Annotated in this window: 17 protein-coding genes; 12 read left to right on the top strand and 5 right to left on the bottom strand. The window is 58.8% G+C overall.

Annotated elements, in window-relative coordinates:
• Positions 1-58: 58 nt before the first annotated feature.
• From L0U79_RS06580 to L0U79_RS06565, 4 genes are all read right to left on the bottom strand, one after another.
• Positions 59-1,138 (bottom strand): glycosyltransferase, encoded by a 1,080-nt coding sequence (locus tag L0U79_RS06580; protein ID WP_233841078.1) that lies wholly within the window; start codon positions 1,136-1,138, stop codon positions 59-61.
• Between the two features lie 3 nt (positions 1,139-1,141).
• Positions 1,142-2,371 (bottom strand): glycosyltransferase, encoded by a 1,230-nt coding sequence (locus tag L0U79_RS06575; protein WP_233841077.1) that lies wholly within the window; start codon positions 2,369-2,371, stop codon positions 1,142-1,144.
• Complete coding sequence (locus L0U79_RS06570; RefSeq protein WP_233841076.1) at positions 2,368-2,958, bottom strand: class I SAM-dependent methyltransferase; 591 nt, start codon at positions 2,956-2,958, stop codon at positions 2,368-2,370. The genes L0U79_RS06575 and L0U79_RS06570 overlap by 4 nt, the downstream gene beginning before the upstream one ends.
• Positions 2,959-3,074: 116 nt before the next feature.
• Positions 3,075-3,932 carry a glycosyltransferase family 2 protein gene (locus L0U79_RS06565; RefSeq protein WP_233841075.1) on the bottom strand — a complete coding sequence of 286 codons (858 nt, stop codon included), beginning with the start codon at positions 3,930-3,932 and terminating at the stop codon, positions 3,075-3,077.
• Between the two features lie 225 nt (positions 3,933-4,157).
• On the opposite strand from L0U79_RS06565, the gene pilB reads away from it, so the two are divergent.
• The 10 genes from pilB to L0U79_RS06515 all read left to right on the top strand — a co-directional run bounded on the left by pilB (position 4,158) and on the right by L0U79_RS06515 (position 16,958).
• On the top strand, positions 4,158-5,885 hold the full coding sequence (pilB, locus tag L0U79_RS06560; RefSeq protein WP_233841074.1) for a type IV-A pilus assembly ATPase PilB: 1,728 nt from the start codon (positions 4,158-4,160) through the stop codon (positions 5,883-5,885).
• A 133-nt stretch (positions 5,886-6,018) separates the two neighbouring features.
• Complete coding sequence (locus tag L0U79_RS06555) at positions 6,019-7,284, top strand: type II secretion system F family protein (protein ID WP_304488647.1); 1,266 nt, start codon at positions 6,019-6,021, stop codon at positions 7,282-7,284.
• Positions 7,285-7,356: 72 nt separating this feature from the next.
• Positions 7,357-8,214, top strand: a complete 858-nt coding sequence (locus tag L0U79_RS06550; protein WP_233841073.1) for an A24 family peptidase — start codon at positions 7,357-7,359, stop codon at positions 8,212-8,214.
• Complete coding sequence (gene coaE / locus L0U79_RS06545) at positions 8,211-8,831, top strand: dephospho-CoA kinase (RefSeq protein ID WP_233841072.1); 621 nt, start codon at positions 8,211-8,213, stop codon at positions 8,829-8,831. The genes L0U79_RS06550 and coaE overlap by 4 nt, the downstream gene beginning before the upstream one ends.
• Positions 8,832-8,902: 71 nt before the next feature.
• Positions 8,903-10,657, top strand: coding sequence for a glutamine--tRNA ligase/YqeY domain fusion protein (locus L0U79_RS06540; RefSeq protein ID WP_233841071.1), 1,755 nt, complete (start codon positions 8,903-8,905; stop codon positions 10,655-10,657).
• A gap of 272 nt (positions 10,658-10,929) precedes the next feature.
• Positions 10,930-11,487, top strand: coding sequence for a nucleoside deaminase (locus L0U79_RS06535; RefSeq protein ID WP_233843851.1), 558 nt, complete (start codon positions 10,930-10,932; stop codon positions 11,485-11,487).
• Entirely contained in the window at positions 11,484-12,212 is a 729-nt protein-coding gene (locus L0U79_RS06530; protein WP_233841070.1) for a VTT domain-containing protein, read from the top strand. The genes L0U79_RS06535 and L0U79_RS06530 overlap by 4 nt, the downstream gene beginning before the upstream one ends.
• A 299-nt stretch (positions 12,213-12,511) precedes the next feature.
• A complete protein-coding gene (xylB, locus tag L0U79_RS06525) occupies positions 12,512-14,035 on the top strand; it encodes a xylulokinase (protein WP_233841069.1) in 1,524 nt (507 codons plus the stop codon).
• A 49-nt stretch (positions 14,036-14,084) separates the two neighbouring features.
• Positions 14,085-15,422 carry a xylose isomerase gene (xylA, locus tag L0U79_RS06520; RefSeq protein WP_233841068.1) on the top strand — a complete coding sequence of 446 codons (1,338 nt, stop codon included), beginning with the start codon at positions 14,085-14,087 and terminating at the stop codon, positions 15,420-15,422.
• A gap of 102 nt (positions 15,423-15,524) precedes the next feature.
• Positions 15,525-16,958, top strand: coding sequence for a sugar porter family MFS transporter (locus L0U79_RS06515; RefSeq protein WP_233841067.1), 1,434 nt, complete (start codon positions 15,525-15,527; stop codon positions 16,956-16,958).
• Positions 16,959-17,031: 73 nt separating this feature from the next.
• Here L0U79_RS06515 and L0U79_RS06510 read toward each other — a convergent pair whose 3' ends face one another.
• Complete coding sequence (locus L0U79_RS06510) at positions 17,032-18,108, bottom strand: LacI family DNA-binding transcriptional regulator (RefSeq protein WP_233841066.1); 1,077 nt, start codon at positions 18,106-18,108, stop codon at positions 17,032-17,034.
• A gap of 194 nt (positions 18,109-18,302) precedes the next feature.
• On the opposite strand from L0U79_RS06510, the gene L0U79_RS06505 reads away from it, so the two are divergent.
• A complete protein-coding gene (locus tag L0U79_RS06505; protein WP_233843850.1) occupies positions 18,303-20,435 on the top strand; it encodes an alpha-glucuronidase family glycosyl hydrolase in 2,133 nt (710 codons plus the stop codon).
• A gap of 102 nt (positions 20,436-20,537) precedes the next feature.
• A complete protein-coding gene (manD, locus tag L0U79_RS06500; protein WP_233841065.1) occupies positions 20,538-21,788 on the top strand; it encodes a D-mannonate dehydratase ManD in 1,251 nt (416 codons plus the stop codon).
• Positions 21,789-21,813: the final 25 nt, after the last annotated feature.

Below are 21,813 nucleotides of genomic sequence, written 5' to 3'. Positions count from 1 at the left end.
CTATGCAGGTCACATGAGATAAATTGCCTTTCATCTAGCTCACTATTTCGCACTAGGTTCAAAGTGGCAATTCATGGGCGAGTGCATCAGCAATCACCTTCCAAGTCGTAGACCTCCGCTGGCGAATCACAACCTTTGCTTGCAATTGCGCCCGAAGAGCCCTGGCAAGATCGGCGGCATCTGATGGCTTGGCGATAAATTCCCCCAGCCGCGTCACCTCCTCCGGAAAGTTGGTAACGATGTTTGGCGAGCTGGTGGCAACAATCGGAAGCTCCATCGCGAGGTATTCAGCGATCTTGCATGAGGAGGCCATATCGAGGAACGGCGATCTGCGGTAAGGCAAAGCTAAAACGTCACAGCAAGCCATCGCGGTCGGAACACGTTCGAACGGAAGATTTCCGAGATAGACGACCCCATTTCCGACAACTTGGAGCGTGCCTTCCCGCTTTCCTGCTAGCAGCAGTACAACACTGCCATCCCGCTCACGAAGTATGGCAATGGCTCGGATCAAATCGGAGATGCCGCGATCTTCCGTCAAACTGCCGAAGTAGCCAATGACTTTCTGTTCCGGCGTCAACCCCATTGCTGCCCGACTCTCGGTGGACGATCTGGGTCTGAACAAGTCCTCATCGATTCCGTTGGGGACCAAAAGGCTCGATTTCGCTACATCGCTGTAGTGGTCCATTAAAGCCCGGCTTGCAAACAGGTTTGCATCGGCCTTTCTCATCAAATATCGGAAAAGATCAAACCCAGGGAGGCTGCGATACCCGGCGAACTCATCATATTTGTCGTAAACGTCGAACATGAATCGCGCACCGAGTTTTCGGGCTATTCGCCAGCCCATCCAGCCTATGTAGCAATCGCCGCTGGCAACGACTGTGTCGACCCCCTTCTCTTGCGCGTAGCCACCGAAAAACCAGTGCTTGAACAAGGCCAGGTTTCGAACCGGAGTCGATATCACATCCAGCGAATCATCACTCGCTCGGACGGTGTCATGGCTGTGATAGTCGACCAACCACAATTGCGTTTTGATCCCGGACCGCGCCCAATATCTTGGCAACTGGTAGATGCGGCCGTACTTTTCGCGCAACGCGTCACGATTGGTATAGAAACGCTTACCTATAAATAACACGCTCATGCGTCAGTGCCGAGATTTCACGATGCCGTCAATGAGCTCGGCATATCCATTGGATACCACATTCCAATCGATAGTTTTCAAAACGCGTTCGCGCGCCCGCAAAGCTCGTTGTTCTCGCCCTGCCCGATCTTTGAGCACTTCGACGATTGCAGCTGCGAGCTCGCCCGTATTCTTCGGCCGCACGAATTTCGCGCAGCTCGGGTTCAGAAGTCCGTGTGCACCGGGCACATCGCCGATGATGACAGGACAAGCGCAGCCTGCAGCCTCCGCAGCGACAAGCCCGAGTCCCTCCTGGTCCCCTGACTCGGCTTCAATGAAGGGTGCCACGAAAACAGTTGCGCGCTGGTAATAGGCCGGCAGTGATGCCTGCGGCAATGGGCCAACGAACTGGATCTTGTCGCTCAGCCCGAGACTGCTTGCTTGGTTTTCCAACCTGGTACGCTCCGGGCCGAAGCCAACGACAAAAAGACGCACGTCTGGTATCGATTTCAGCACTTCCGGCATGGCATCAATTAGATAACGAAGACCTTTCTTTTCCACCAGCCTTCCGACGAACAACAGCTCCTGGTCAGCACGCTCCACTAATGAATCTGGCTTGAAGACATGCAGAAGATCTACCCCCATCGGCCTGACGAGCACCCTTTCCATACGCGCGCCAATTCGCGCCAACTCGGGACGCATGGCTTCACTGACCACAGTGAACATGTCGACGTTCCGGGCGACAAAGCGTTTCAGCAAACTCGGCAAGAATCCACGAAGTGCAAACAAATCGGCGCCATGCGAAGTCACAAGCACGGGAGGTGCTCGGTGTGTCAGCTTGCACGCCAGCACCGCAATCAACCCCTGTGGAAGCAGCCAGTGTGCATGAATTGCATCGACCTTGTTCCTTCGCAACAGCCTCCACACCGACCACCACTGCGAGATCGCAAAAGTAGGCAGAAGCAACGGCTTCCATGAGCTTTTCTGCAGATTGGCAATGATGCCTCCGTCATTCACCAAGGTCTGTAAGATGCGTGGTGCGTACCGAAAGCGAACAACCTCGACGCCATCTTGCACGCCGCTCTCATCAGCACCTGGCGCATCCGGAACAACCGCAATCACGCGGAAGCGTCCGATGAAGCGGCGTGACAACTCATGGACGAAAGCAGGCTCCGGATCTCCGTGCCACCGGGGATAGGTCGAGGCTACAACTACCAGCGTCGGTGGTGCATCTCGACTCTCCGTCGTGTTCAAGGCTTGCGTACCTCCATTGCATACCCGGTCGCAACATGCGTCCAATCGGGCCATATCCGCGCAAGCACCCATGTAGCCAAATTCGTGAACAAGACCATCATTGCTGCAAATGGCAACAAGCAGGCCCGCCATATCCGCCTCTGCGCATATATCCCACCAGCAATCGCAAGGCAGAGCAGCAGGCCAGCCGTATCAATCGCATGATTGCGCCGCTGAATAGAGACGACTTGCAATCCACACCGGCTGGCGATCCGCATCAATCCCTGTTCGGTATATCGTTGAAAATCGAAAGGCAAGTCGTGCAGAGGATAGAGAAACGGCATGGATATCCAAGCGCGCCCAGCTGGTTTCAACACACGTTCTATTTCGGTCATGACGGCCATTGGATCAGGCACGTGTTCCAGCACCTCCAAGCACGCAACACCATCGAAGCATTCATTCGGAAAAGGCAAACATGCTCCATCGGCAAAGACATGCGGCGTTCCGCCGTACAAGTCACGCCCCGTGGAAGGATAGTCAAGCGCCACATACTCCACACCCGCTGGCAGCAAGGATTCAACCCAGCAATCAGCAGCACCAATATCCAAGAATCTGCCGGTGCAATGAGCTAATCCCGACGGCGCCGATCTCCGGCCCAACAACCATTGCGGGTGCAAGGGGGTATGGGCAAACCCTTCTGCCCATTTTTTCGAAATTGTGGCCATTAGCGACCGAAACGTGTGTAAAGAAGGGCCGTGATCTGCTCAGACACCAATCCGATCAAAAACACGATCACCGCAGCACTCCACATCAAGGCACTACCATTGGTGAGGCGCCCCTCATGCACGTAGGTCCAAGCGTAATTCGCACAGCCCAACAAAAAGAACAGCGCGCTTGCTGGTACGAACAACTTCAGCGGCGAATACAGGGTGGCAATCTTGAAGATGATGAGCAGGAAACGCACGCCATCGCGCAACGGGCGTATATGGCTCTTGCCCACGCGTTGCGCCGCCTTGATCGGTACATAGGCGACCAGGTAGGCACTACGAAAGAAGGCCATAGTGCTGGTGGTTGGATATGAAAAGCCGTTCGGCAATAGGTGTAAAAACTCGCGGAATTTTTCCGCGCGCACGACGCGAAAACCGGAAGTAAGGTCGGTTACTGCGTGACCGGTCATCCGAGTGGCCAGCCAGTTGTAAAGCGTATTGGCGACGCCGCGTCCAACGCCGGCCTGGCTGCCCCAATCACGGGCGCCGACGACCATGTCGTAGCCTTCGTCCAATTTCGCCAGAAGTCGAGCAACATCGACTTCGCTGTGCTGCCCATCGCCATCCATAAATACCAGCACATCGCCTCGCGCAGCGCGGGCACCGCGTTTAATCGCCGCGCCGTTTCCCATCGAGTAAGGAGAGGACAGGCATGTCACGCCGGAATGTGCGCAAATCTGGGGGGTGTCGTCGGTAGAGCCATCATCGACCACGATGATTTCGGCGGCCGGCTGTGCTGCACGGAGCTTCGGCAATAGGTCGGTCAACGCACGCGCCTCGTTTTTGGCGGGCAAAATGATGCTTAGACTGTTCAAACCTGAATTTCCCTGAGTGTTGATTGATCATAACCTGCCGAAGGTACGCCACCTATGGAAGGCGACCTCGAGTTCGGGTGATTCAGTTCACCTTATCGACCAATCAGAAGACCTTTCCGGCCCTCAGCGCTCAGGCACTACTGGAAAACCGGCCCAGGTCCATAGCCTGAGGCTCCGATGTGCGCTAAATTCGAATCCAATCAGGGGATTTAGGTAGGTTTCGTCATGTCATCCCAGCCGCAGCCCAGCGCACTTGGCCTGTCCGGACTAGCCCGTCGACTCGTCTCCGAGGGAGTGCTGCCAGAAGCCGACGTCCGCAAGGCCGTTACCGAGTCGAATCAGCAAAAAAAGACGCTGACCGCCTGGTTATTGGATCAGTCGCTTGTCGATAACAGCCGGTTGACCCAGGTTGCGTCGGCTGAATTTGGCATGCCTATCTTTGATGTAACGGCGCTTGCCCAGTCCAGCATGCCGATCAACCTGATCAGCCAGGACTTGATGACTAAGCACCAAGCCCTGCCTCTGATGAAACGCGGCAAGCGCCTCTTCGTCGGCATTGCCGATCCGATGCAATTGCACGCCCTGGATGAAATCAAGTTCCACTCCAATTGCATGGTGGAACCGGTTTTGGTGGAGCGTGCCCAGCTGAGCCGGGCGATTGACGCCACCGTTAACACGCTTAGCAATGTCACTCCCGACCTCGGCGGCGGTGATTTGGAAGATCTAGCGCTGGAATCGGTCGATGAAGACGGCGAGTCTTCAGGCGGCGGCATTGATGCAACGGCCAACGACGACGCCCCGGTCGTTAAGTTTGTCAACAAAATTCTGGTGGATGCGATTCGGCGCGGCGCCTCGGACATCCACTTTGAGCCATACGAAAGCAATTATCGCGTGCGCTTGCGCATGGACGGTATGCTGCGAGCCGTCGCCAGCCCACCTACCAAGCTGGCAAATCGAATCTCTTCCCGCCTGAAGGTCATGGCCGGCCTGGACATCGCCGAGCGCCGAGTACCTCAGGACGGCCGTATCAAGCTCAACCTGTCCAAAAGCCACGCGATGGATTTTCGCGTCAGCACCCTGCCGACCCTATTCGGCGAAAAGATCGTGCTACGTATTTTGGACAGCTCCTCGGCCAAGCTCGGCATCGACAAACTGGGTTACGAGGATGAACAGAAGCGGCTTTATCTGGACGCCATCCACAAACCCTACGGCATGGTCCTGGTCACCGGTCCCACCGGCTCGGGTAAGACGGTTTCGCTGTATACGGCGTTGAACATCCTAAATACGGCCGAACGCAACATCTCCACGGTGGAAGACCCGGTGGAAATTCGCGTCGAAGGCATCAACCAGGTCCAGCAAAACACTAAGCGAGGAATGACGTTTGCTGCGGCGCTGCGTTCCTTCCTGCGCCAAGACCCGGACATAATCATGGTCGGCGAAATCCGCGACCTTGAGACGGCCGAGATCGCCATCAAGGCCGCGCAGACCGGCCACATGGTGTTGTCGACCTTGCATACCAACGATGCCCCTCAGACCATCTCGCGTCTGATGAATATGGGCATCGCCCCCTATAACATTACGTCGTCGGTCACTCTGGTCATCGCGCAGCGCCTAGCACGACGGCTGCATAGCTGTAAGAAGCCCATAACCCTGCCTCCGCAGGCATTGCTGGCAGCCGGCTTCACCCAACAAGACATTGACGACGGCTTGACCCTATACGAAGCAGTGGGATGTCAGGACTGCAACGAAGGCTACAAAGGGCGTGTCGGTATCTACCAAGTCATGCCGATGGTCGAAGCAATTCAGAAAATCATCCTGGAAGGCGGAAACGCACTTCAGATCGCAGAAATAGCTACCAAGCTAGGCATTAACGATCTGCGCGCCTCTGCCATGTTGAAGGTGAAGGCCGGGGTCACCAGTCTTGCGGAAATCGATCGTGTAACCAAGGATTGACGGTGTATCGGACCGTTTTCATACCGGACTTGCGCGGGCGGCCACGAAATTGGTCACCAAAGTGACGTAAGCTGGTGATTATCTTGCCCGCTGCGCCTCGGCGCCGGGTCCGATTATTGGGGGAATAAACAGCATGGCCACGGTTACAGCCGCCACAAAGACTCGCCAGCAGGGCGCGCAGCGCGCCCAGATCTCGGAGATGCCCACGTTTGACTGGGTGGCGCTGGACAAGCGCGGTAAGCGCATGACCGGTTCGATGCAGTCGAAGAACCCTTCGCTGGTAAAGGCCGCGCTGCGCCAGCAAGGGATGAACCCGCAAACCGTGAAGGAGCGCTCCAAGCCTCTGTTCGGCGGTTCGGGGAGTGCGGTAAAGCCACGCGACGTCGCAATTTTCAGCCGACAAATCGCCACCATGATGGCTTCCGGCGTGCCGATGGTGCAGGCCTTCGACATCATTGCGGATGGCCAGAAGAATCCGCGCTTCAAAACGATGCTGACCGACGTCAAACAAAGCATCGAGGGCGGCTCCGCATTGCATGAAGCTCTTGGCCAGTATCCAGTGCAGTTCGATGAGCTCTATCGCAATCTGGTTCGTGCAGGCGAATCGGCCGGTGTGCTCGACACCATCCTGGACACAGTCGCGACATACAAGGAAAAGACAGAAGCGATCAAAGCAAAAATCAAGAAAGCGCTTTTCTATCCCTTGATGGTACTGGTCGTAGCATTCGCCGTATGCATGATCATGCTGCTATTCGTCGTACCAGTGTTTGCAAAAACCTTTCAGGATGCAGGAGCAGCCCTCCCCGCGCCGACACAATTCGTCGTGTCGATGTCCGAATTCATGCAGCACTATTGGTGGGTAGTTCTTTTCGGAATTGTTGGCAGCATCACCGCTCTCGTCATGGCCAAGAAACGATCGGAGAAGTTTGCGCACTTGCTTGAGCGAGTGACACTTAAACTACCGGTGATGGGTAATATTCTTCGTCAGTCGGCCATCGCACGATTTTCACGTACCTTGGGTGTTACATTCCGCGCCGGCGTACCGCTGGTCGAGGCGCTGGATGCCGTAGCAGGAGCGACAGGTAGTGTTGTTTACGGAGACGCAGTTCATCACATACGCGAAGACGTTGCAGTTGGTCATCAACTCCAATTAGCGATGCGCCAGACCGGACTGTTTCCCAACATGGTCGTGCAGATGGTCGCCATCGGCGAAGAGTCCGGCGCGCTGGACCACATGCTCTTCAAGTGTGCCGAATTCTACGAAGAAGAAGTCAACAACGCCGTCGACACGCTAGCCTCCCTGCTCGAACCCTTGATGATGGTGATATTGGGTGTCTTGGTGGGTGGCATGGTCGTTTCGCTGTACTTGCCGATCTTCAAACTCGCCGCCACCGTCTGACGCCACAGCGCGCCACATTATTGCCGCCACCGCGGCAATAATGTGGCGCGTTTTCATAACCACGGTACCTGCATGCCCGATTTGCCTTTGATCGTCTGGATCGCCGCTGCAGGGGTCCTCGGCCTGCTTGTTGGCAGCTTCCTCAATGTCGTCATCCTGCGCTTGCCGGCCAGGCTGGAAGCGTTTTGGAAACAGGAAGCGCACGACATCCTGCAATTGGGCACTCCTCAGGAAACCTTACCGCCGGGTATCGTCCGCGAAGGCTCGCACTGCCCGCATTGCAAACATCCTCTCGCGGCGCGCGACAACATTCCCGTCTTCGGCTGGCTGCTTCTGCGCGGCCGGTGCCGTTATTGCCAAGCGCCGATCTCCATTCAATACCCGCTGATCGAACTTCTGACAGGCATTTTAAGCGCGCTCGTAATCTGGAAATTCGGTCCCACATGGTCGGGACTTGTCGGTTTGTGTTTGACGTGGGCGCTGGTTGCGTTGTCGGGCATCGATTTCCGCACGCAGTTGCTGCCGGACCAGATCACCCTGCCCCTGTTGTGGCTGGGATTGTTGTTGAGCGTCGCCCATCTCTTTGTGGAGCCGACATCTTCTATTCTCGGCGCCGCCATCGGCTATCTCAGCCTGTGGAGTGTGTACTGGGCGTTTAAGTTGCTTACCGGTAAGGAAGGCATGGGCTTTGGCGATTTCAAATTGCTCGCCGCATTGGGTGCATGGATGGGGCCCGGCTCGTTGCTTCCGGTGATTCTGCTTTCGTCGCTGATCGGCGCGATCATCGGCGGCACGCTAATCGCGCTGCGCAAACACGCCCGCGAAGTGCCGATGCCGTTCGGTCCATTTATCGCCATCGCGGGATGGGTGTGGTTTATCGCCGGCGATACGTTGTGGCAGGCGTATGCGAGTTTCACCGGAATGCGATGAGCAAGACGGCGCCCTTTACGGTCGCCCTGACAGGCGGCATCGCTTCGGGCAAAAGCTCGGTTGAGCAGCATTTCAAAGCGCTCGGCGCGCATGTGTATGATGCCGACGAAGCCGCACGCGCCGCCGTAGCGCAAGGAAGCAGCGGCTTGGCGGCGATCGTCCAAGCCTTCGGCAGTGATGTACTCGATACGCACGGCCGACTCGATCGACCACGGATGCGCGAGTGTGTCTTCAGCGACCCCACCGCACGCAAGACGTTGGAAGCCATCGTGCATCCGCGCGTACGCCAATGGTTGCTCGAACACGTGCAAGCCGACGAAGGCCCGTACGTGATGCTGTCCATTCCCCTGCTTGCCGAAAACATCGGCCATTACCGTTGGGTGGATCGCGTGGTCGTGGTGGATGTGCCGGAAGCGATCCAGGTTCAACGCCTGATTGCTCGAGACGGCATGGACGAGGACCTGGCCGCCCGCATCCTCGCCACCCAAGCCTCCCGTTCGGCCCGCCTGGCGCTGGCGGATGACGTGATCGATAACAGCGGACCCGAATCGGCGCTGGAAGCCCAGGTCGCGGCCCTCCATCAGCGCTACCTGGACCTGGCCTCGGCGCGTCGCTGAATGGATCGACGCATCCCCAAGCTTCAAACGGTTAAACTTGGTGACCCGCTCTCTCGCGAAGCTTTGATCCAATGTCGACCGAATCTGCCGCCGCCAAGCCCGCTGTAACCCTCGATCCCGACGCGCCGCGCGATTTCGTCCGTCAAATCATCCGCGAGGACCTGGCCAGCGGCAAACATCACGCCATCCGCACCCGCTTTCCGCCGGAGCCCAACGGCTACCTGCACATCGGCCACGCTAAAGCGATCTGCCTCGATTTCGGCATCGCGCGCGAATTCGAAGGCTGGTGCAACCTGCGTCTGGACGATACCAACCCGGGCAAGGAAGATCCCGAGTTCGTCGAAGGCATCAAGGACGACGTGCGTTGGCTGGGTTACGAGTGGCACGACCTGCGCCACGCGTCCGATTACTTCGAAGTGCTTTACCGCGCAGCGATCAAGCTGATCGAAGACGGCCACGCCTACGTCGACGACCTCTCCGCCGAGGAAATGCGCGAATACCGCGGCACGCTCACCGAGCCGGGTCGCAATTCGCCGCACCGAGATCGCAGCGTTGAAGAGAACCTCGACCTTTTCCGCCGTATGCGCGCTGGCGATTTCGCCGATGGCAGCAAGACGCTGCGCGCGAAAATCGACATGACGTCCGGCAACATGAATATGCGCGACCCGGCGATCTATCGCATCCGCAAGGTCACCCATCAGAACACCGGCGACGCATGGCCGATCTATCCGATGTACGACTACGCGCACTGCTTGTCGGACGCGCTGGAAGGCATCACGCATTCGCTGTGCACGCTGGAGTTCGAAGATCACCGTCCGCTCTACGATTGGTTTGTCGACAACGTCGACCTCACCAATCATCCCGAGCTGTGGAAGCACATGCGCGACGCCGGTTTCCGCACGGAGCCGGCCAAACCGCGACAGATCGAATTTTCCCGCCTTAATCTCAGCTACATGATCACTAGCAAGCGCAAACTTGCTCAGCTGGTGAATGAGGGATACGTCGACGGCTGGGACGATCCGCGCATGAATACGCTGCGCGGTTTGCGTCGTCGCGGCTTCACGGCCGGCGGCATTCGCCTATTGATCGAACGCTTGGGCATCAGCAAGCAGAACAGCGTGATCGATTACGCGATTCTGGAAAACTGCGTGCGCGAAGACCTGGACGCCACCGCGCCACGTCGCATGGCGGTCATCGATCCGCTGAAGTTGGTGATCACCAATTTGCCCGGGAACCACGAAGAATCGCTGACGTTTTCCAATCATCCCAAAGACGAAACCTTCGGCACGCGTCATGTACCGTTCGCGCGTGAGCTGTGGATCGAGCGCGAGGATTTCGCCGAAGTGCCGCCGAAAGGATTCCATCGTCTGAAGCCCGATGGCGAAGTGCGACTGCGTGGCGTCGGCATCGTGAAGTGCGAAAGCATCGTCAAGGACGCCGACGGCAACGTCAGCGAGGTCCACTGCACGCTCGATCCGGAATCCCGCTCCGGCATGCCGGGCGCCGATCGCAAGGTCAAAGGCACCATCCACTGGGTGAGCGCCAAGCATGGCGTCAGCGCGGAAATCCGCCTGTACGACCGCCTCTTCAACGCCGCCACGCCCGACGACGAAAGCGACGGCAAGACCTGGCTGGATCACATCAACCCGGACGCCAAGCGCATCGTGCGTGGCTGGCTGGAGCCTTCTTCGGCGCAGGCTGGCCCGGAGCAGCGCTACCAGTTCGAGCGTCTGGGCTACTTTGTGGCCGACCGCATCGACCATCGACCGGAATCGCCCGTGTTCAACCGCACGGTAACCTTGCGCGATACCTGGGCCAAGCACTAGAGCCTGCTTACGGCCTCGGCGTGGCCCGCGCCGGGTCTGTTTGCCTGTCGGGCAAGGAGGAGCGAAGACGTGTATGTCGATACACAACTGAGTGAGGACGTAGCCCGGCGGGCAAACAGACCCGGCCCGAAGGGTTGTCACGGATTGGCCGCCATGCGGCAGCGCACAGCTTGGCTTGCCGGCCAGGCAAGCGCTGCGCCGCGCACTACCACCTGGCGGCCAATCCGTGACAACGCGGGCTACGCCGAGGCCGTAAGCAGGCTCTCGGCATGATGTTGCCGCTGCAGATTCATCTCACTCTGCCGCCCTGGATCGATGAAGTGGCCGACACAAGTCGGCGTTATCTCACCGACGAGGAACGCGTAGGGCTGGCGATCGAGTTGTCGCAGCGCAACATCAAACATGCTCAGGGTGGCCCGTTCGGCGCCGCGGTGTTCGACGAGCACGGGCGCGTGATCGCCACCGGCGTCAATCGCGTGATATCGCAGACCTGCTCGGTGGCGCATGCCGAAATGCTCGCCTACATGGCCGCGCAGCAGCGCCTGGCTAGCTATCGTCTCAACGAGCAAGGCGGCCACTACACCCTCGCCACCAGCGCGCAGCCGTGCTGCCAGTGTTACGGCGCCACGTTCTGGGCGGGCATCGATACCCTGCTAATCGGCGCTCGCGGTGAAGACGTGGAGGCGCTTACCGAATTCGACGAAGGCCCTCTGCCCGCCGATTGGATCGGCGAACTGCAACGTCGAGGCATTACCGTCAGGCGCGATATCCTTCGGGAGCAGGCCCGCGCCGTGCTGGCCGCCTACGGTGAAACAGGGGAACACTATTGAGCCGGTTGCGCGCCGCACTTCCATTGCTGTTGCTGATCGCGGCAGGCATCGTGCTGCTGTATTCCGGTGTTTTCGAGCGACTGCATCCTGAGCAACTCGTCGCGCACCAGCAAGAAATGCGCGCGCACATCGCCGAACATCCGTGGACGACGCGGCTGATTTACACAAGCCTGCTCATATTGGCCACCTGCACGGGTGTGCCCGTCACCATCGTCCTGATCTTGGCCGGCGGGTTTGCGTTCGGCATTTTCGAAGGGACGCTTTACTCGTCCATTGGCCTCACCCTTGGCTCGTTGGTTTTGTTTCTCGCCAGCCGCTACGCGTTTGGTGCGGGAAGCAAGAACCCGCCGCCGATCGCCGATAAATTACATCACGGCTTTGAACGCCATCCGGTCGCTTACACCATGTTTCTGCGTTTGGTTCCGGTCGCGCCGTTTGGGCTCGTCACCGTCGCGCTCGCTTGGTTTCGTTGCCCGCTTTGGCTCTTTCTTGGCGCAACGTGGCTCGGCGGCACGGTGATGTTGGGGTTCGAAACGTCGATCGGCGCCGGATTGGGTCATGCGCTCAGTCACGGGCAGCATCTGGGCCCGGGGCTGCTTTTCGATCCGGATGTGATCATTCCGCTCGGCGCGCTCGCCGTGCTGTCGCTTATTCCGCTATTGATCGACCGATTCCGCGACCGACGTCGACACTTGGCTCCTGATACGCAACAGCCGCCGCACTGATTGCGCTGTTTGCTGCAAAGCGAGTTTTGCGGCACTGCACCTTTCGCGTTCAGATTTTTTTACAAAGGCGCAGCACAAGCGCCACATGCTTGTTCAACGCGAAAAAACGGGCGTGTGGTCAGAAACAAAATGTCCTCGCGATTTTCGCAATGCAACATGGCAATTCCTGCCATCGGAAGTAGAGTCCGAGTTTTAATGCCTTCCCTTTTTATGACGAACAACGTGCGTTGATCTTGCCAGACAGGTGCTTCTCCGTTAGCGTAATGGTAGCGCTAACATTTTACGGCTATGGAATTCGTATGAACCTTGTTGTCGGACTCGATGTAGGCACCCAAAGCGTGAAACTCGTCGCCTACGATCCGGCCGCTCGCCAGGTCGTCGCCACGCATGGGCATGCGCTCGATCTGATTGCGTACAACGATGGGAGTCGCGAACAAAACGCCGAATGGTGGATTTACGCCATCCGCGCCTGCTTCGCCAAACTCGATCGCAACCTGCGCGAACGCGTGATCGCTATCGGCGTGTCGGGACAACAACACGGTTTCGTGCCCGTCGATGCGGCAGGCGATGTGTTGGCCACCGCGAAACTTTGGTGCGACACCAGCACGCAGCAGGAATGCGACGACATCATGGATGCCGCCGGCGGTGTGCAGCGATGCATCGAATTAGCCGGCAATCCCATCCTGGTCGGCTATACCGCGTCGAAGTTGCCGTGGACGCGCAAGCATCGGCCCGAGGCGTATCAGCAGTTGGCAACCATTATGTTGCCGCACGACTACGTCAACTTCTGGCTGACCGGCCAACGCTGGATGGAATGCGGCGACGCATCCGGCACCGGTTGGCTGGATGTGCGCACGCGGAGTTGGAGTGCGCACATGTTGCGCGCTACGGATGCGTCGCGCGATTTGTCGGCCTGTCTTCCCCCGTTGGTGCGTGCCGATGCAAGTTTCGCCATCGCGCCCGCCATCGCCGATGAACTCGGCATACCGCACAGCGTGCGCGTTTCCGTGGGGGGCGGCGACAACATGATGGCGGCGATCGGCACCGGCAATGTCGCGCCCGGCATGCTGAGCATGAGCCTCGGTACATCCGGCACGTTGTTCGCTTACGCGGATCATCCGGTCGTCGACGAGCAAGCACGTTGGGCGGCGTTCTGCTCGTCCACTGGCGGCTGGTTACCGTTGATCTGCACGATGAATTGCACGGTCGCCACCGAAAGCGTGGCGCGCGCGTTCGGCTTCAGCACGCGCGACGGCGATCCACTCATCGCCGAAACGTCACCCGGCGCCTCAGGACTGGTCATGCTGCCCTTCCTCAACGGCGAGCGCACACCGGATCTGCCGTTTGCGCGCGGCAGTTTTCAGGGCATGGATCTCAACAACTTCACGCGCGGCAACGCGTACCGTGCAGCGATGGAAGGCGCGACGTATGCCTTGCGCAATGGCTACGACGCGTGGCAATCGGCCGGCCTTCGATTCAATGCCATTCGACTGACGGGCGGCGGCAGTCATAGCGCCGCGTGGCGGCAGATGGTGGCCGATATCTTCGACCTGCCCGTGGAAGTGCCCGTGCAAACCGAAGGCGCTGCGCTCGGCGCCGCGTTGCAGGCGTTGTGGGCGTTGTGGGCGCATGAGTGCGCCAACCAAGGGAACACCGATATCGCCGCCATCGCACGCGAACACGTGCAGATCGCTCCCGAACTCTCCGCGCAACCTAACGCGCGGAACGTATCTGCCTACCAAACGCACTACGCACAGTTTCTGCGCCATCTGGAAACCGCCAAGTCGTTCTACGCGAATCACCAGACCCCGAGCGCCGCTTGATTCGCCGCCGACCCCATCCCTTTCATTTATCGCCAAGGATTCGAACATCATGAGTACTCCTTTCATCGGAAAACGCGAATATTTCCCGGGTATCGGCCGCATTCCATTCGAAGGTCGCCAGTCCGACAATCCGCTGGCGTTCAAGCATTACGACGCCAACAAGAAAATCGGCGACAAGACCATGGCCGAGCATCTGCGTTTTGCGGTGTGCTACTGGCACAGCTTCTGCAACGCAGGACACGATCCGTTCGGCCCGGGAACGCGCAACTATCCGTGGGATGCGGACGCAACGCCGATCGCGCGCGCCGAAGCTAAGGTCGATGCCGCGTTTGAGTTTTTCACCAAGCTGGGCGTGCCCTACTACTGCTTCCACGATATCGATCTGGCGCCGGATGCGGATGACGTCGGCGAGTACGAAAAGAATCTCAAGCACGTGGTCGCGCTTGCGAAGGAGCGCCAGAAAGCTACAGGCGTCAAGCTGCTTTGGGGCACGGCGAATCTCTTCAGCCACCCGCGCTACATGAATGGCGCGGCGACGAATCCCGACTTTGCCGTCGTGGCGCGCGCTGGCGTGCAGATCAAGGCGGCGCTGGATGCCACCGTCGAACTGGGCGGTGAAAACTATGTGTTCTGGGGCGGTCGCGAAGGTTATGCATCGCTGCACAACACCAACATGAAGCGCGAACTGAATCACTTCGCGCGCTTCCTCACCATGGCGCGCGACTACGGTCGCAGCATCGGCTTCAAAGGCAACTTCCTGATCGAGCCCAAGCCGATGGAACCGATGAAGCATCAGTACGATTTCGATTCCGCCACGGTCGCAGGCTTCCTGCAACAGCACGGCCTGGAAAAAGATTTCAAGCTCAACATCGAAGCCAATCACGCCACGCTGGGCGGTCACACGTTCGAGCACGATCTACAAGTCGCGTCCGATCACGGCTTGCTCGGCAGCATCGACGCCAACCGCGGCAATGCACAGAACGGCTGGGATACGGACCAATTCCCCACCGATCTGTACGACACCGTCGGCGCGATGTTGGTCGTGCTTCGTCAAGGCGGATTGGCGCCGGGCGGTTTGAACTTCGACGCCAAGGTGCGTCGCGAATCCACCGACGCCGACGATTTGTTCCTGGCGCACATCGGCGGTATGGACGCGTTTGCGCGCGGCCTGGAAGTCGCGCACGCGTTGTTGACCAAGTCGCCGTGGGAACAGTGGCGCACTGCGCGTTACGCAAGCTTCGACAACGGCGCGGGCCGCGATTTCGAACAGGGCAAGCTCAGCCTGGCCGATCTGCATGCCTTGGCCGCAAAGCAAGGTGAGCCGACCAAGCGCAGCGGCAAACAGGAAGGATACGAAAACCTGCTCAACCAGTACCTGATGCTTTAACGTCGCGGAGGACGCTTCTCGTAACGGAACGCGAGAAGCGTTTGGACGCTCAAGCGCTCGGCTGGGGGAAACCATGGACTACGTCAACGAGGACTGTGCGGCATGAATAACGTCGTGCTTGAAAATGCGCTTCCCGCGAAGCGAGAAGAAAACACGCGATTTATCGTCCAGATCAGCTGCGTCGCCACGCTTGGCGGCTTTCTGTTCGGTTTCGACAGCGGCGTCATCAACGGCACGGTGGAAGGACTCAAAACCGCCTTCCAGTCCAACGATACGCAGATCGGATTCGAAGTCGCCTCCGTGTTGTTGGGTTGCGCGCTGGGCGCGTTCTTCGCCGGACGCGAGGCCGATCGCTGGGGGCGGCGTTCGGTATTGATCATCTCGTCCGTGTTGTTTCTGCTTTCCGCGCTAGGCGCTGGTGCGGCAAGCACCGCTACGCTCTTCGTTGCGGCGCGCATTCTAGGCGGACTCGCCGTCGGCGCGGCCAGCGTCATCGCGCCCGCCTACATCGCGGAAGTGGCGCCAGCGCGCTATCGCGGCAGGCTGGCGACGGTGCAGCAGATCGCCATCATCAGCGGCCTGTTCTGCGCGTTTCTAAGCAACTTTCTGTTGGCGAAGGCTGCCGGCGCATCGACCGACGCGCTGTGGCTGAATCAGGCGGCGTGGCGTTGGATGTTCTGGATGCAAGTGTTGCCCTCGTCGCTGTTCTTCGTATCGCTGCTTTTTATTCCCGAAAGCCCGCGTTACCTGGTAGTGCGCAAGCGCGATAGCGACGCGGCGAACGTGCTAAGTCGCCTCTACGGCGAAAGCGAAGCGAAATCCAAGCTGATCGACATCCGTTCGTCGCTGGCGCAGGATCGGCACCGCCCGCGTTTGTCCGATCTGTTGGACAAAGCATCCGGCAAGGTTCGTCCCATCGTTTGGGTGGGTATCGGCTTGGCCACCTTTCAGCAGTTGGTGGGTATCAACGTCGTTTTCTACTACGGCGCTGTGTTGTGGCAAGCGGTGGGCTTTTCCGAAAACGACGCATTGCTGATCAATGTAATTTCAGGCGCATTGAGCATTGGCGCATGCCTTGTCGCGGTGATGCTGATCGATCGCATCGGTCGCAAGCCGCTGCTTTGGGTAGGTTCGCTCGGTATGGCTATCACACTCACTCTGGTCGCCTTCGCATTTGCGAACGCGGGCCTCGACGCCAGCGGCAAACTCGCACTGTCCCACAACATGGGAATGTTGGCGCTGATTGCGGCGAATGCCTACGTCATCTTTTTCAATATGTCGTGGGGTCCCGTGATGTGGGTGATGCTCGGCGAGATGTTCCCGAATCAGATTCGCGGTTCCGGCCTTGCTGTCGCGGGCGCGGCGCAATGGACGTCGAATTTCGCCATCACCGTCACCTTCCCTATCCTTCTGGCCGGCATCGGCTTGGCGGGTGCATACGGCCTGTATGCAGCCGCGGCCGTGATATCGCTGTTCTTCGTGCAACGCTATGTGCACGAAACGCGTGGTAAAGAACTGGAAGAGATGGAGGGCTAGCTCCATGCGCCGCCACGCGCCCGAATCAACGCGGAATCCCGCAGAAAAGATCAGTACAGAACGGGATTCCGCGTCAGGTGCGCGGTTTGATGGTGGCTGCGAACGGAGCGACCGAATCGCGCGAAATCAACTGGTGCGCGACAACGTGATCGGCCACGACCTTGGTGTTGTTGTCCTTGCGGCGGATCGCACGCAGCAGAATATCGATGGCCGAATCGGCCATCGTGGAAATCGGCTGGCGCACCGTGGTCAACTCCGGCCACACCGTGGTCGCGGCCGATGTATCGTCGAAGCCGACAATGGAAATATCGCGCGGCACATCCAGGCCACGACGATGCGCGACGGAAATCGCGGCAGCCGCCATATCGTCGTTGCTGGCGAAGATCGCGCTCGGCGGCTTGCGCAACGTCAGCAGATTTTCCACCACCGGCAACGCGGAGCGATACGTGAAGTAACCCTGCTGAACCAACGCGGGGTCAGCCGTGATACCCATTTCCTTCAGCGCAGCCTGATATCCCTCAAGACGCCGTGTGCTGGCCGTCTGATTGGGATGGCCCTTGATAAAGCCGATACGTGTGTGCCCCATTTTGACGAGGTATTCGGTGACTTCCTTGGCCGCGAGAAAATCATCGATGCGCACGCTGGAAATATCGTGATTGAAGCGACCGGAAGCGATCGCCACCACCGGCACGCCCGCTTCGACCAGCTCCTCGATAATCGCTTTGGATTCGCACAACGGCGGCGGCAGGATCACACCGGAAACACCACGTGCAAGCGCGCGAGCCGCCTTGCGCTCGGCGCCGATGTCCAGCTCGTCCCAGTCGGCAATCACCAATTGCGCCGCGGCGCGCGCGGCGCCATGCAGCGCGCCAAGCAAGAGCTCTCGCAAATACGCGGCGCTGGGGTTGGTATAAATCAGCGCGATGCGCGCGTCTTGTGCGGCAGCCAGCGAACTGGCGGCCAGATTGGGGATATAACCCAACTCCTGCACCGCTTGCATGACGCGTTCGCGTGTCGATTCGCGCACTTTGCTATGGCCGTTGACCACGCGCGACACCGTCATGGGCGACACTTTGGCGAGCGTAGCCACCTCGTCGATCGTGACGGCCATTCCCTTGCGGCGAACCGATTTCTTACCTGTCTTCTTCAATGCCGTTTCCCTTCAAACGAGCCCGCAACCACGAAACACGGTTGCCGCGGAGCGATATCAGTCCTGATTTCGGATCGAATATGAGCGCATTCTTGCATAGGTTGGCGACAGCGGAGGCATCCATCGACAGGAATGCCTGCGGCGCCGGCTCACCCATCGCCGCTTTCACCCGTGTTTTCGCAGCGTTCGTGCTGATGCTGGCGATGGCGCTAAGCACGGCGCCCGCGCATGCCGAAGACGGATACGAACTGTGGTTGCGTTACCACCCGCTCGCGACGGAGCAGGCCAGTCTCTATCGAAGCCGCGCTTCGCAGTTGATCGCCGGTTCCGCCACGCCGACGCAGACGGTTACTCGCAAGGAACTGTTGAGCGGATTAAACGGGCTGCTAGGTCGCGAACCTACATCATCCGACACCGTAACAAGCGACGGAGCGATTCTTGTTGGCACGCCAAGCTCTTCGCCGTTGATCGCGAGCCTGCGCTTGGATACCAAGGATCTCGGCAAGGAAGGCTATCTTATTCGCAGCGTTACCGTGGACGGTCACACCGCCACGGCCATCGTCGGCAACGAAGATGTTGGCGCGCTCTACGGCGCGTTCCATTTTCTGCGCTTGGTGCAAACTGAGCGATCGATCGATCGCCTCGACGTGCGCGAATCGCCGCATATCAAACTGCGCGTTCTGAATCATTGGGACAACCTCAATGGCGAGGTGGAGCGCGGCTACGCGGGCGCATCCATTTGGGATTGGTGGAAGCTGCCCGACTGGCGCGATCCGCGCTACACCGATTACGCGCGCGCCAACGCATCGATTGGCATCAACGGAACCGTGCTCAACAACGTGAATGCGGGCGCCGAGATTCTTACGCCCAGGTACCTCGAGAAAGTGAAGGCCTTGGCAGAAGTTTTTCGCCCTTACGGCATTCGCGTCTATATCAGCGTACGCTTCAGCGCGCCGATGGAAATTGGCGGATTGAAGACCGCCGATCCGCTCGATCCTAATGTGCAACATTGGTGGCGTTCGAAGGCCGACGAAATCTACAAAATCATTCCGGACTTCGGCGGCTTTCTCGTCAAAGCCAATTCGGAAGGCCAACCAGGCCCGCAAGACTACGGACGCACACATGCGGACGGCGCCAACATGCTCGCCGACGCGCTCGCGCCACATGGCGGTGTCGTGATGTGGCGAACGTTTGTGTATTCGCAAACGAATGCCGACGATCGCGCAAAGCAGGCGTACACCGAATTCAAACCGCTCGACGGACATTTCCGCGACAACGTACTGTTGCAGGTGAAAAACGGGCCCGTCGACTTCCAACCTCGCGAGCCATATGGCCCGCTATTCGGAGCAATGCCAAAAACGCCGTTGATGATGGAATTCCAGATCACCAAGGAATACCTCGGCTTTGCGACGCATCTGGTTTACCTAGGCCCGCTTTACGAAGAAGTGTTGTCCTCCGACACCATGGCGCATGGGCAAGGTTCGACCGTGGCAAAGGTGATCGATGGCTCGCTCGGCCATCACACACTTTCGGGCATCGCTGGCGTCGCAAACATCGGCGCCAATCGCAATTGGAGCGGCTCGGATTTCAATCAGGCCAATTGGTACGTGTTCGGCCGTCTCGCCTGGAACCCTACTCTTGCTTCGCGCACGATCGCCGAGCAGTGGGTGCGGATGACGTTCACTAATAACGAAGCCTTCGTCAAACCCGTAGTCGAAATGATGATGGGATCGCGCGAAGCCGCCGTCGACTATATGACGCCGCTCGGGCTGCATCACATCATGGGCCCTGGTCATCATTACGGCCCGGCGCCCTGGGACGCCAGCGAGGCGCGCGCGGATTGGCGACCCGTTTACTACCACCGCGCGGACCGCAACGGCATCGGCTTCGACCGCACGCGCGCGGGCAGCGATGCTGTCGACCAATACGCGCCGCCCATTGCCGCCCAATTCAACGACGTAAAGCAAACGCCTGAGCAGCTTCTGCTGTGGTTTCATCACGTGCCCTGGGACTATCGAATGCGTTCCGGCCATACGCTTTGGTACGAATTAGTCGCGCATTACACGCAAGGCGTGGACGACGTCAAACACATGCAGGAGACCTGGCGTGGTATGGACGGCTACATCGATGCCGAGCGCTACCAACAAGTCGCCGCCTACCTGGCGATTCAGGAAAAAGAAGCGCAATGGTGGCGAGACGCGTGCATCGCGTATTTCCAGAGCGTATCCGGTCTGCCGCTGCCATCCGGCTTCGCTCCACCGCAGCATGATCTGAAGTACTACGAATCGCTCACCTTCAAAAACGTCCCCGGCTATTCGTCATGGTGATCCGCGCCACACAGGCCATCGACGACATAAGAGGCTCGACTTGCACGCAGGCGCCATCCGATATTCGCTCACTTCGACACACTTCAACTCGCGAGATTTCCCATGAGCACTTCTGAAAGAACGTCACCTGGTTCGTCTCGCGATCGCGAGATCGTCGATGCACGCGTCATCGTCACTTGTCCGGGGCGGAATTTCGTCACGCTTAAAATCGAGACACGCGCAGGCATTACCGGCCTGGGCGACGCAACGCTCAATGGGCGCGAACTTGCCGTGGCGTCATATCTGCAGGATCACGTCGTGCCGAATCTGATTGGACGCGACGCAGGCCGCATCGAGGATATTTGGCAATTTCTGTATCGCGGGGCGTATTGGCGTCGCGGTCCGGTCACGATGACAGCCATCGCTGCGGTCGACGTAGCGTTGTGGGACATTCTCGGCAAGCTCGCCAATATGCCGATCTATCAACTGCTGGGCGGACGTTCGCGCGAAGGCGCGCTGGTTTACGGTCACGCCAACGGTCGCGATATTGCCGAAACCAGCGACGAGGTCGGTCGTTATATGGAAAAAGGTTTTCTCGCCGTCCGCGCGCAGTGCGCCGTACCGGGCGTGAAGAAAACCTATGGCATTTCGGTTGGCGGCAAGCCATACGAACCGGCGGAAAGCGAATTGCCCGCCGAAACTGTGTGGTCGACGCCCAAGTATCTCGAAGTCGTTCCGAAATTGTTCGAGCGTTTGCGCGCCGACCACGGCACGGATGTTCATCTACTGCACGATGCGCATCATCGCCTTTCGCCGATCGAAGCGGCGCAACTGGCGTGCAGCCTGGAGCCCTACCACTTGTTCTGGCTGGAAGATTCCACGCCGGCTGAAAATCAGAAATCGTTCGAGATCATTCGCCAGCATTCGACCACGCCTCTGGCCGTTGGCGAAGTGTTCAATTCAATATGGGACTGCAAGCACCTTATCGAGAATCAGCTGATCGATTACATTCGTACCACCATCGTGCACGGTGGTGGCATTACGCATCTGCGTCGCTTGGCCGACTTCGCAGCGCTTCATCAAGTGCGCACGGGCTTCCACGGCGCCACGGATCTTTCGCCGGTTTGCATGGGTGCCGCGCTGCATTTCGACACCTGGGTGCCGAACTTCGGCATCCAGGAGTACATGTTCCACTCCGACGAAACCAACGAAGTGTTCCCGCACGATTACGAATTCCGCCATGGCCGCCTGCATTGCGGGGAATCGGCCGGCCACGGCGTCACCCTGGACGAGAAACTCGCCGCACGCTTTCCCTATTCACCCAAACAGCTTCCCGTCGCACGACTGGAAGACGGTTCCATGTGGGACTGGTAAGAAAAAAAGGACTTTACCGTGACAA

The organism is Dyella sp. 2HG41-7, from assembly GCF_021390675.1.
Lineage (GTDB): Bacteria > Pseudomonadota > Gammaproteobacteria > Xanthomonadales > Rhodanobacteraceae > Dyella_B.
Note: the sequence above shows the minus strand (reverse complement) of the source record. Positions and strands in the feature narration are given on the sequence as shown.

Bases quoted from the DNA above. Each gene is read 5' to 3' on its own strand.
- L0U79_RS06580 (WP_233841078.1), bottom strand. From the start codon at position 1,138: ATGAGCGTGTTATTTATAGGTAAGCGTTTCTATACCAATCGTGACGCG.
- pilB (WP_233841074.1), top strand. From the start codon at position 4,158: ATGTCATCCCAGCCGCAGCCCAGCGCACTTGGCCTGTCCGGACTAGCC.
- L0U79_RS06555 (WP_304488647.1), top strand. From the start codon at position 6,019: ATGGCCACGGTTACAGCCGCCACAAAGACTCGCCAGCAGGGCGCGCAG.
- L0U79_RS06550 (WP_233841073.1), top strand. From the start codon at position 7,357: ATGCCCGATTTGCCTTTGATCGTCTGGATCGCCGCTGCAGGGGTCCTC.
- coaE (WP_233841072.1), top strand. From the start codon at position 8,211: ATGAGCAAGACGGCGCCCTTTACGGTCGCCCTGACAGGCGGCATCGCT.
- L0U79_RS06540 (WP_233841071.1), top strand. From the start codon at position 8,903: ATGTCGACCGAATCTGCCGCCGCCAAGCCCGCTGTAACCCTCGATCCC.
- L0U79_RS06535 (WP_233843851.1), top strand. From the start codon at position 10,930: ATGTTGCCGCTGCAGATTCATCTCACTCTGCCGCCCTGGATCGATGAA.
- xylB (WP_233841069.1), top strand. From the start codon at position 12,512: ATGAACCTTGTTGTCGGACTCGATGTAGGCACCCAAAGCGTGAAACTC.
- xylA (WP_233841068.1), top strand. From the start codon at position 14,085: ATGAGTACTCCTTTCATCGGAAAACGCGAATATTTCCCGGGTATCGGC.
- L0U79_RS06515 (WP_233841067.1), top strand. From the start codon at position 15,525: ATGAATAACGTCGTGCTTGAAAATGCGCTTCCCGCGAAGCGAGAAGAA.
- L0U79_RS06505 (WP_233843850.1), top strand. From the start codon at position 18,303: ATGCTGGCGATGGCGCTAAGCACGGCGCCCGCGCATGCCGAAGACGGA.
- manD (WP_233841065.1), top strand. From the start codon at position 20,538: ATGAGCACTTCTGAAAGAACGTCACCTGGTTCGTCTCGCGATCGCGAG.